Genomic DNA, 10,278 nt, shown 5'->3' on the forward strand with positions numbered 1-10,278 from the left:
GCAATGACTTCCCCCGGATTGCGCACCGACCTGCTCGAACTCACACCCGAAGCGCTTACGGCGCTGGCCAACGCCGGCTTCGTCAAGCGGGCGCAGAAAGACGTGGCGGCCGGCCTGCTGCCGCGGCTGGAGATCGGCGCGGACGGCGTGGTCCAGGCCCACTTCGACGATGGCGTGCGCACCAGCCTGCCGACCGGGCGCACGCTGCGCGACGCGCAATGCAGCTGCCCCGCCAGCGGCATGTGCAGGCACCGGGTGATGCTGGTGCTGGCTTATCAGGCGCAGGCGGCTTCGGCTGCGGCCACGCAGCAGGCCGAGGCCACGCCGACCGACGACAACGCCGAGGCGCCCGCGGAACCCGGCGGCGCATGGAGCCCCGCCGAATTCGACGATGCCGCGCTGGCGGCCAGCTTCGCGCCTTCCGTGCTCGAACAGGCGCACAAGCTCGCCCTGGCACGGCCTGTGGTCGGCGTGCAGGCGTGGCGCAGCGCCAATGCGCCGCCGGTGGCGCGGCTGCCGATGTGCAGCGTGCGCTTCTTCTCGCGCAGCTCGCTCGTGCACGCACGCTGCGACTGCAAGCAAGGCAGCGGCTGCGCGCACGTGGTGATCGCGCTCTGGGCCTTCCGGCAGGCGGGAGCGCTGCAGCCGGGCTCGGCCGAGGTCATGGTCGAAGTGCAGTCACCGGCCTCGAACGGCGCGGACACCGGCAGCAGCGCACCACAGCCGATGCAAGGCGCGGCCGCCCAAACGCTGCGCGCGCAGATCGACGCCCTGCTGCTGTCGCTCTGGCTCGACGGATCGAGCCAGCCACTGATGGCCCTGGCGGCGCGCTTCGAGGCCGTGCGCGACCAGGCGCGCGCGCTGGCCTGGAACTGGATCGACGACGCGCTCGACGAACTCTGGCAACTGGTGCAGGCGCAGCAGGCACGCAGCAGCCGCTTCGAGCCCCTGCGGCTGGTGCGCGTGCTGGCCGAGCTGTGGGCGCGGCTGCAGGCGGCCGCCCATGCCGAGCGCCCGCAGCAGACGCGGCCCGCGCTGCTGGCCAGCCAGATACTGGGCATCGGCGTGAAGGGCGAAGTCGCGCTCGACCACCTGCGGCTGGTGTCGCTCGGTGCCGAACTCTGGTCCGACGAAACGGGCGAAGGCGCGAGCATTCTCTTTGCCGACCCCGACACGCAGAACGTGACGGTGCTGGAGCGCCAGTGGACGCGGGCGGCGGACATCGCCGCCGGCGGGACCGCGCCCAACCTGCTGGGGCGCCGCGTCGCGGGCTTTCCGCTGCGGCAGTTGGCGAGTGGGCAGGTCATCACCAAGACCGCGACGCGGCGCGCCAACGGGCTGGTCGACATCACGGCGGGTGCGCGCCAGACCGGCGTGCTGCCGCTGTCGCCCAAGTCGTGGGACGACCTCGTCGCACCGCTGCGGCAAGACAGCATCGCCGCGCTGGTGGCGCACCTGCGCGACGCACCACCGGATTTCGTGCGGCCGCGGCAGGCCGCGAGCGGCGCGTCGGCCGGCGCGTCGGGGCAACTGCACGTGGTCGCCTTCGAACGCATGGAGGTCGCGTCCTGCCACTGGGATGCGGCGGCGCAGGTGCTGCACGCGAGGCTGGGCCAGGCGGCGGCCGACGAGACACAAGACGCGGATGAGCGTGGCGACACCGAACTGCTGCACCTGGCACTGCCGCATCGCGCTGTGTCTCCCGGTGCCGTCGATGCGCTGGCGCGCGCACTCGCGGGCGAATGGGGCGCTCTGCGCGCTGTGGCGGGCACGGTGCACCTGCAGGGCGGCCGCGCCGTCATGCAGCCGTTGAGCCTGCTGACGGCACAGCGCGCCGTGGTGCTGCAGGCCGAAGCAGTGGCACCGCAGCCGCTCGCCCTGCAGAGCGATGCGGAGGAAACGCCGGCGTTGAATGCACTCGCTGCCGACACGCTCGAACTGCTCGCGCTGTGGCTGCGCCAGGGGCTGCGGCATCAGGGCGGCGGCGCGTTGTCGCGGGCCGAGGCGCAGGTGCTGCGGTTGAAGCAGTCAGGGCTGGGGCATGGCGCGAGCTTGCTGGGCGCCGTGCTGGAGAACATGCGGTCCGCGCAGCGGCCGGCGCTGGTGGCGCAGCTGGCGATGCTGGGGCTGTTGATGCAGGGTGTTGCGCAGTCGGCTGCGCATTGAGCAAGGCCCGATCACCGGGCCGAGCGGCTGTCCGCGCCTACCCGAGCTTCGCGCCCGGTGCGGGCTGGGTGTCGCCAGCGCCTTCCTTGACGGCTTCGGCCCACCCATGGCCCCAACGCGCGATCGGTCGCTCGAACCATTGGTAGAGCACATGGGCCGCAACCAGCGCGACGGCGAAGCTGCCGAACAGCAGGAGCGGACCGACGGTGGTACCCGGAAGAACGAAGATCACCACCAGCGCCGCGATGACCTGCAGCAGGTACATGGCATACGAGCGTTGGCCGATGAAGACAAGCGGCCGCCATCCCATGACGCGGGCGACGTAGGTGTTGTTGGCGATCAGGGCGGGCATCAGCAGCGCCACGAGCGTGCAGAACACCGCCACCATCAGCGGCATTCCGATGCGCGACTCGATCCAGTCGGCCCGGCGATACCAGACGAACAGCACGAACGCGAGGAAGAATGCGGCCTTGTTGCCAGTCAGGCAACGCAGCCGCTCGTACCCGGCACGCGAGTGCAGCAGCAAGGCGGTGAGCGAGCCCAGGATCAATCCGAAATAGCCCCAGGGCGTGAGCCACACCGGATGCAGCTGGCCGAGCATGATGACCAGCGCCACCCCGAGGCAGACCATGGCAACGGCAAAGCGTGCGCCCGAGGTGCGGCCGAACATGACGAGCAGCAGCGGCCACACCATGTAGTACTTCCATTCCACGCCCAATGACCACGTGAGGCCGAACGGCGAAGACGCGGCGAACTCGTTCATGAAGGTGAGGAAGTAAGGCGTTGCCGCCTTCATCTCGGCCCAGGCCGTGTCACTCTGGAAGTAACTGACGACCATCATCATCAGGTACACGAGGAAATAGGCCGGCAGCAGCCGCGTACTGCGGCGGATGTAGAAAGCCTTCAGCGACACGAAGCCGGTCGCGTCCCATTCACGCAGCAGCAGCGTCGTGATGAGGTAGCCGGAGAGCACGAAGAAAACGTACACACCGAGCCAGCCGACGCGCGAGCCCGCGATCTCGCCGCCGAAATGCATCGCGAACACGAGGAAAACCGACAACGCCCGCAGCCCGTCCAGTGCGGGGAAATACTTTGTCTTCAGATAGACATCGTGGTCCGGGGCTGTCTTCGGTTGGCGCATGCGGTGGGCTTCACTGAAAAGTGGCGCTCAATGAAAAATCCCCGAATTTTCTGGAAATCCTGGGGATTTGGATGCCCTGAGTGATCCAGGGCTGTGTGATGGTGCCGCTTGTCGGAATCGAACTGACGACCTTCCGCTTACAAGGCGGGTGCTCTACCAATTGAGCTAAAGCGGCGTATTTTTCTCTGCGGGATTCTAGCCGCGCCACGGTGCCCCACCCGGGGCACCGGCGCTGGCGTCTACTTGACGCGCTTGAGCGATGGCCTGGAACCGCCGCCAACCGGCGGGCGCGGTGGTTCGTCGACCGGGTCAGCCGGGCTGGCCTCGACCGTCTCGTCGGCGTCCTCGCCCGTCACCAGATGGACGATCTTGCCTGCATCGCCTTCGGTGCCGCGCGACGCATCGCGCAATGGCATGCGCGCCGGTCCGGTGTGTGCCGGCACGGCGGGCTGCGCATCGCCGTTGTTGCCAGCGTCCGCTGCGGCGGGCGCAGGCGCGGGAAACGCCATGCCCTGTCCGTTCTCGCGCGCGTAGATCGCGATCACGCGCCCCACCGGCACGCTGATTTCACGCGCGCTGCCCGCGAAACGGGCCTTGAACTCGATGAAATCATTGCCGAGCTTGAGCGAACTGGTCGCGTCGAAGCTGATGTTGAGCACGATCTCACCGTTCTTCACGTATTCGCGCGGCACCTGGACGGTGTCGTCGACCTGCACCGCGACATAGGGCGTGAACCCGTTGTCGGTGCACCATTCGTACAGCGCCCGGATGAGGTACGGGCGGGTGGAAGACGACTCGAGCGCGTTGATCATGAAAATTTTCTGCCGTGCAATCAATCGCCAACCCGGACTTTTCGCGCAACACCGCGGAACCGGCTCCGCCGGGCCGCAGGTGTTGCCCCCGCAAGGGGGTTGGCGAAGCGACACGAAGTGCGCGAAGCCTGGGGGCGAGCCTATTTACTTGCGCATGACCTTTTCGGAGGGCGTGAGCGCTTCGATGTAGGCCGGACGCGAGAAGATGCGCTCAGCGTACTTCAGAAGCGGAGCCGCGTTCTTGCTGAGGTCAATGCCGTAGTAGTCGAGGCGCCAGAGCAGGGGCGCGATGGCCACGTCGAGCATCGAGAAGTTGTCGCCCAGCATGTACTTGTTCTTGAGGAACACCGGGGCCAGCTGCGTGAGGCGGTCGCGGATGTGCGAGCGGGCCTTTTCGAGCGCCTTGTCGTTGCCCTTGGCGGTGCGGTTCTCGAGCGTCGAGACGTGCACGAAGAGTTCCTTCTCGAAGTTGAGCAGGAACAGGCGCACGCGGGCGCGGTCGACCGGGTCGCCGGGCATCAGCTGCGGATGCGGGAAGCGCTCGTCGATGTACTCGTTGATGATGTTCGACTCGTACAGAATCAGGTCGCGCTCGACCAGGATCGGCACCTGGCCGTACGGGTTCATCACGCTGATGTCTTCGGGCTTGTTGTAGAGATCGACGTCGCGGATCTCGAAGTCCATGCCCTTTTCGAACAAGACGAAGCGGCAGCGGTGGGAAAACGGGCAGGTCGTTCCTGAATACAAGACCATCATGGCGAAAGACTCCTAAAAATCAAAAAGAGTGGGTCGCGTTGGCAACCCACTCTGTGGGACCGGATGCACGAGGCGCCCGGTCGGGGTGGACGGAACTACTTGACGTCTTTCCAGTACGAGGCGTTCAGTCGCCACACGAAAACCACGGACATGGCCAGGAACAGCAGCACCCAGACGCCGATGCGAATACGAGTGTTCTGTGCGGGCTCGGCCATCCATTGCAGGTAGCTCACCAGGTCGCCCACCGCATTGTCGTACTGCACGGGTGTCAGGGTGCCGGGAGTGACTTGCTCCCAGCCCTTGAACACTTCGGTTTCGTGACCGTGCTGTTCGACCTTGGTGTAGACCGGCCGGCGTTCGCCCTGCAGTTCCCACAGGGGATTCGGCATGGCGACGCTCGGGAACGCGAGGTTGTTCCAGCCGGTGGCCTTGGTGTCGTCGCGGTAATACGTGCGGAGATACGTGTAGAGATAGTCTGCGCCAGTGCCGCCGTGGCCGGCGCGCGAACGCGCGACCAGCGTCAGGTCGGGTGGCGTCGTGCCGAACCAGTCCTTGGCCTGGCGCGGGTCGATGTTGGCCTTCATGGTCTCGCCGACCTTGTCGGTCGTGAACAGAAGGTTGTCCTTGATCTGCTGCTCGGTGATGCCGATGTCCTGCAGGCGGTTGTAGCGCATGAAGGCTGCCGAGTGGCAGTTCAGGCAGTAGTTGACGAACAGCTTGGCGCCGTTTTGCAGGGCGACCACGTCGTTGGTCTTGGGATTCGCCTTGTCCCAGGCAATGCCTTCGGACTCGGCGGATGCCGTTGCGGAGAAGGTCAGGCCCAACGCGAGACCCAGGACCGCGAGCCAGCCGGAAATTCTTTTCTTCATCGTGTTTCTCTCAGCTCTTGGCGCTACTCAATGGGCGGCGAAGACCACGCGCTCGGGCACGGTCTTGAACTCGCCCTTGCGGCTCCACCAGGGCATCAGCAGGAAGAAGCCGAAATACACCAGCGTGCCGATCTGCGAGATGGTCTGCGCGATGTCCAGCTTGAACGAACCGATGGCCAGTTCGCCCCAGACGCCCGGCGGCTGGATGCCCAGGTAGCCCAGGATCAGGAAGAAGAAGACGAAGAGGCCATACACATACTTGTGCCAGCTCGGACGGTAGCGGATCGACTTGACTTCGCTGTGGTCGAGCCACGGCAGGAAGAACAGGATGATGACCGAGCCGCCCATGATGACCACGCCCCAGAACTTGGCGTCGAAGGACTTGAGCAGGAAGATCGCGACGGCAGCCACGACCACGATCGCAACCTTGAGCGCCGTGCCCGACTTGCCCTTGACGAAGTTCCAGATGGCGGCGGCCGCGATGATCAGCGAGAACACGTTGACCATGTCGTCGGTGGTTGCGCGCAGCATCGAATAGAACGGCGTGAAATACCAGACCGGGGCGATGTGGTTCGGCGTCTTCAGCGAGTCGGCCGGAATGAAGTTGTTGTACTCGAGGAAGTACCCACCGGCTTCGGGCGCGAAGAAGATCACCGCCGAGAAGATCGTGAGGAACACCACCACGCCGAAGATGTCGTGCACCGTGTAGTACGGATGCGACGGAATGCCGTCGAGCGGATGGCCGTCGGGGCCGCGCTTGGCCTTGATCTCGATGCCGTCGGGGTTGTTCGAACCCACTTCGTGCAGCGCGATCAGGTGGGCCACCACGAGGCCGAGCAGCACCAGCGGCACGGCGATCACGTGGAAGCTGAAGAAGCGGTTCAGCGTGGCGTCGCTCACGACGTAGTCGCCGCGGATCAGCAGGGCCAGGTCAGGACCGATGAACGGGATGGCGGCGAACAGGTTCACGATCACCTGTGCGCCCCAGTAGGACATCTGGCCCCAGGGCAGCAGGTAGCCCATGAAGGCTTCGGCCATCAGGCACAGGAAGATCGCACAGCCGAACACCCAGATCAGCTCGCGCGGCTTGCGGTAGCTGCCGTACATGAGGCCGCGGAACATGTGCAGGTACACCACGATGAAGAACGCCGAGGCGCCCGTCGAGTGGATGTAGCGGATCAGCCAGCCCCATGGCACGTCGCGCATGATGTACTCGACCGAGGCGAACGCTTGGGCCGCATCGGGCTTGTAGTGCATCACCAGGAAGATGCCGGTGACGATCTGGATCACCAGGACCAGCATCGCCAGCGAACCGAAGATGTACCAGAAGTTGAAATTCTTCGGTGCGTAGTACTTGCCCCACTGGTCGTTCCAGAGCTTGCTCAGCGGGAAACGGTTGTCGACCCAGTTCAGCAGCTTTTCGCTGGCGGGGGCGTTGGGGGAAACTTCGTGGAATTCAGCCATGTTCTTCGACTCCCTCAGGCCTTCTTGCTGTCTTCGCCGATGAGCAGGCGGGTATCAGACAGGTACATGTGCGGAGGCACCGGGAGGTTGTCGGGCGCGGGCTTGTTCTTGAAGACGCGGCCGGCCAGGTCGAAGGTGGAGCCGTGGCAGGGGCAGAGGAAGCCGCCTTCCCAGTCGGCGGGCAGCGAGGGCTGCGGGCCGGCCTGGAAGCGGTCGCTCGGCGAGCAGCCCAGGTGGGTGCAGATGCCGACCACGACCAGCACTTCGGGCTTGATCGAGCGGTGCTCGTTCTGCGCGTACTTGGGGGTGAATTCGTCGGGGTGACGCTTGGACAGCGGATCGGCCAGTTGGCCGTCCAGCTTGGGGAGTTCGGCGACCTGTTCGGGGGTGCGCTTGAGGATCCAGACCGGCTTGCCGCGCCACTCGACGGTCATTTTCTCGCCGACTTTGAGCGCCGAGATGTCGACTTCAACCGCTGCGCCGGCGGCCTTGGCCTTCTCCGAGGGCTGAAATGTGCTCACGAAAGGGATGGCGGTGGCCACGCCGCCCACTACGCCGGCACAGCTGGATGCGATCAACCACGTCCGTTTGCCTGTGTCGATCCGGGGCGAGCCGGAGGTCATGTCACTCATGGGGATCCTCTTTGTCTTCTTCGCTGGAGCAGGGTCAACCCTAGGCTTGAACAGGGTCAACCCGCGATTGTAGCGGGGCGGTGGGGGAGAATTCAACGGGCGCAATGTGCCAGACCTGCGTCCGGCCGTGCGGCAGGACGCGGTCGCGCACCGGCGACGAGAGCCGTCGCCGCCCTGGTCTTCAGTTCAGAAGACCGTGCTGCATCGCCTCATGCACCGCCTGCGTCCGCGACTTCACGGACAGCTTGCGGTAGATGCTCTTGGCGTGAAACTCGATGGTGTTGACCGACAGATAGACCGCTTCGGCGATCTGCCTGTTGCTCCAGCCTTGCGCGATCAAACGCAGCACCTTGAGCTCGCGTGGCGACAGCAGGCCCTGCGGCGTCTTTGCATCCGCCTGCGCATTGGCAGCCGGCGCCTGCACGCGGATGGGCTCGATGGTCCGCGCCTTCGCCGACGCGGCGATCGAAGAAAGAATGCGCCGTGCAATGCGCGAATCCATCGGCGCGCCGCCGCGCTCGATCGAGCGCAGCAGATAGGCAAGCTCGATCTCGTCCGCTTCGGTCAGCAGGTAGCCGATGGCGCCGGCGGAGATCGCGGCACTCACCAGTTCGTGGTCGTCCGTGGCCGACATGCCGATGCTTTCGATGCGCGGATAGGCCTGGCGCACGTGCATCAGCAGCGAGACACCGTCGCGGCTTGGCAGGCGCATGTCGACCAGCACCAGGTCGTAAGGCAGCGAAGCCAGCAGGCTGCAGGCTTCGGCGCGGCTGGATGCGATCACGATGCGTCGACGCGGCCCGAGCTCGGCAAGGATGCGTCGCATCCGTTCGGCCACCGCGAGATCGTCCGCAACGATCAGCGCGGCATGGAAGACTCCCCCATACAACTGCGACGCCGACAGTGCCGGCTGCGGCGCGGCGCAATGGATGCTCATGTCCATGACCGCTCTCCCTCAATGGCCCGGCGGACCATGCCCGCGGATGCATTGGCAATGCTCAAGAACAAATTGACCATGCGACGTCCCTCTGACTCTTTGGCTACCCATGGGTAGCTTCGAAATGTTGACTTTCGTTTCAGATGTCGCAGGAACGATGCCCACACGAGAACGCGCCGGGCCAAACAGCCACGCAGTTGCGTGTACTACTTTGATTTCGTTGAAGAAATTGCGAAAAAAGGGCCTCGCCGCACGGTCCTGAACGGGCCCTCGGAGGGCCGTTTTCGCGTCGTTGTTACGGGCGGGTTACCGCGCGTGTTACGTAGCACCGCGCCACGCGAAGCACGCGCCGCATTGCATGTCGCGCGCTCGTTCGATGTTTTGTTCGATGCCCGCGAAGCCGCATGTACGTTGGCTTCGCGAGCCTCTCATCGTTTTTTCGATGACGCATCGAATGCATCGAGAACCTCAAGAACTACGGATACCGGTGATGTTCAGCAAGGCACCCCATTCCTAGCATCAGTTGCATTGGGTAACGCAATGAAACCCAACCCTGCTTCCACGCGACAAGGGCGCTTGGAAGACCAGATCTGGCAACTGATTCATCTAGGAAAAAGGTCCAAATGACTACATCCAAGCGCTCCACTGTTCGCTCTTTCATCATTCAACGTCCGGGCGTCGGTCGACTTCTCGCTTCGGTGCTTCTCAGTGCCGGATATGTGATGACTCTGCCGATGGCAAACGCGCAGGTCACGATCGGTGGACAGGAAGTCAATGCTGGCAACGTCGGCAACTTTCAGAACAACGGCAACGGCGGCGGCACCCTGAACGCAGTCGGCGGCGTGCTGACTACATCGCTGACTTCCGCAAGTGTGAGCACCACCAACGTGACCGCCACCAATGGCACGATCAATACATTGAGTTCGGGCAGCATTACCTCCGGCACGGTGGCAGCGGGCAGCATCACCGCAACGCGCGTGACCACCACCAGCCTGAGCGCGACATCGGCCACGGCCGGCAGCCTGACCTCCACCAGCATCAGCACAACCTCTCTCACCGCAGGTACCGTCTCGGCAGGCAGCGTCAGCGCGGGCACCGTGTCGGCAAGCAGCATTACCTCGGGCACCGTCAGCGCCGGCGGCGTGACCGCCACCAGCCTCAGCGCAACGTCGGCCACGGCCGGCAGCCTGACCTCCACCAGCATCAGCACAACCTCTCTCACCGCAGGTACCGTGTCGGCAGGCAGCATTACCTCGGGTACCGTCAGCGCCGGCGGCGTGACTGCCACCAGCCTCAGCGCGACATCGGCCACGGCCGGCAGCCTGACCTCCACCAGCATCAGCACGACCTCTCTCACCGCAGGTACCGTGTCGGCAGGCAGCGTCAGCGCGGGCACTGTGTCTGCAAGCAGCATTACTTCGGGCACCGTCAGCGCCGGCGGCGTGACTGCCACCAGCCTCAGCGCGACATCGGCCACGGCCGGCAGCCTGACCTCCACCAG

9 protein-coding genes and 1 tRNA gene are annotated in these 10,278 nt (G+C 65.0%); 1 reads left to right on the forward strand and 9 read right to left on the reverse strand.

The features are described from left to right. The first annotated feature begins 3 nt into the window (after positions 1-3). Complete coding sequence (locus ACGLHS_RS29665; protein ID WP_394485397.1) at positions 4-2,166, forward strand: SWIM zinc finger family protein; 2,163 nt, start codon at positions 4-6, stop codon at positions 2,164-2,166. Positions 2,167-2,203: 37 nt separating this feature from the next. Here ACGLHS_RS29665 and ACGLHS_RS29670 read toward each other — a convergent pair whose 3' ends face one another. From ACGLHS_RS29670 to ACGLHS_RS29710, 9 genes are all read right to left on the reverse strand, one after another. Continuing rightward, on the reverse strand, positions 2,204-3,307 hold the full coding sequence (locus ACGLHS_RS29670) for an acyltransferase family protein (RefSeq protein ID WP_394485399.1): 1,104 nt from the start codon (positions 3,305-3,307) through the stop codon (positions 2,204-2,206). 99 nt (positions 3,308-3,406) lie between these two features. After that, positions 3,407-3,482 (reverse strand) — tRNA-Thr (locus ACGLHS_RS29675). A gap of 64 nt (positions 3,483-3,546) precedes the next feature. Then, a complete protein-coding gene (locus ACGLHS_RS29680) occupies positions 3,547-4,119 on the reverse strand; it encodes a ClpXP protease specificity-enhancing factor (RefSeq protein WP_394485400.1) in 573 nt (190 codons plus the stop codon). Between the two features lie 144 nt (positions 4,120-4,263). Next, positions 4,264-4,875 (reverse strand): glutathione S-transferase N-terminal domain-containing protein, encoded by a 612-nt coding sequence (locus tag ACGLHS_RS29685; RefSeq protein ID WP_081266420.1) that lies wholly within the window; start codon positions 4,873-4,875, stop codon positions 4,264-4,266. A gap of 95 nt (positions 4,876-4,970) precedes the next feature. Then, positions 4,971-5,744, reverse strand: coding sequence for a cytochrome c1 (locus tag ACGLHS_RS29690; RefSeq protein WP_093246036.1), 774 nt, complete (start codon positions 5,742-5,744; stop codon positions 4,971-4,973). Positions 5,745-5,771: 27 nt separating this feature from the next. Beyond that, complete coding sequence (locus tag ACGLHS_RS29695; protein ID WP_093246037.1) at positions 5,772-7,208, reverse strand: cytochrome bc complex cytochrome b subunit; 1,437 nt, start codon at positions 7,206-7,208, stop codon at positions 5,772-5,774. A gap of 14 nt (positions 7,209-7,222) precedes the next feature. After that, entirely contained in the window at positions 7,223-7,840 is a 618-nt protein-coding gene (gene petA, locus ACGLHS_RS29700; RefSeq protein ID WP_093246038.1) for a ubiquinol-cytochrome c reductase iron-sulfur subunit, read from the reverse strand. Between the two features lie 181 nt (positions 7,841-8,021). Next, on the reverse strand, positions 8,022-8,783 hold the full coding sequence (locus tag ACGLHS_RS29705) for a LuxR C-terminal-related transcriptional regulator (protein WP_394485401.1): 762 nt from the start codon (positions 8,781-8,783) through the stop codon (positions 8,022-8,024). A 790-nt stretch (positions 8,784-9,573) separates the two neighbouring features. Further along, positions 9,574-10,278: hypothetical protein (locus ACGLHS_RS29710; RefSeq protein ID WP_394485402.1), on the reverse strand; the 705-nt coding region annotated here is incomplete at its 5' end.

The organism is Variovorax sp. VaC1, assembly GCF_043658315.1.
GTDB lineage: Bacteria > Pseudomonadota > Gammaproteobacteria > Burkholderiales > Burkholderiaceae_C > Variovorax.

Excerpts from the sequence above, each read along its gene's own strand:
- petA (WP_093246038.1), bottom strand. The coding sequence starts at position 7,840 with ATGAGTGACATGACCTCCGGCTCGCCCCGGATCGACACAGGCAAACGG.
- ACGLHS_RS29680 (WP_394485400.1), bottom strand. The coding sequence starts at position 4,119 with ATGATCAACGCGCTCGAGTCGTCTTCCACCCGCCCGTACCTCATCCGG.
- ACGLHS_RS29690 (WP_093246036.1), bottom strand. The coding sequence starts at position 5,744 with ATGAAGAAAAGAATTTCCGGCTGGCTCGCGGTCCTGGGTCTCGCGTTG.
- ACGLHS_RS29705 (WP_394485401.1), bottom strand. The coding sequence starts at position 8,783 with ATGGACATGAGCATCCATTGCGCCGCGCCGCAGCCGGCACTGTCGGCG.
- ACGLHS_RS29670 (WP_394485399.1), bottom strand. The coding sequence starts at position 3,307 with ATGCGCCAACCGAAGACAGCCCCGGACCACGATGTCTATCTGAAGACA.
- ACGLHS_RS29685 (WP_081266420.1), bottom strand. The coding sequence starts at position 4,875 with ATGATGGTCTTGTATTCAGGAACGACCTGCCCGTTTTCCCACCGCTGC.
- ACGLHS_RS29665 (WP_394485397.1), top strand. The coding sequence starts at position 4 with ATGACTTCCCCCGGATTGCGCACCGACCTGCTCGAACTCACACCCGAA.
- ACGLHS_RS29695 (WP_093246037.1), bottom strand. The coding sequence starts at position 7,208 with ATGGCTGAATTCCACGAAGTTTCCCCCAACGCCCCCGCCAGCGAAAAG.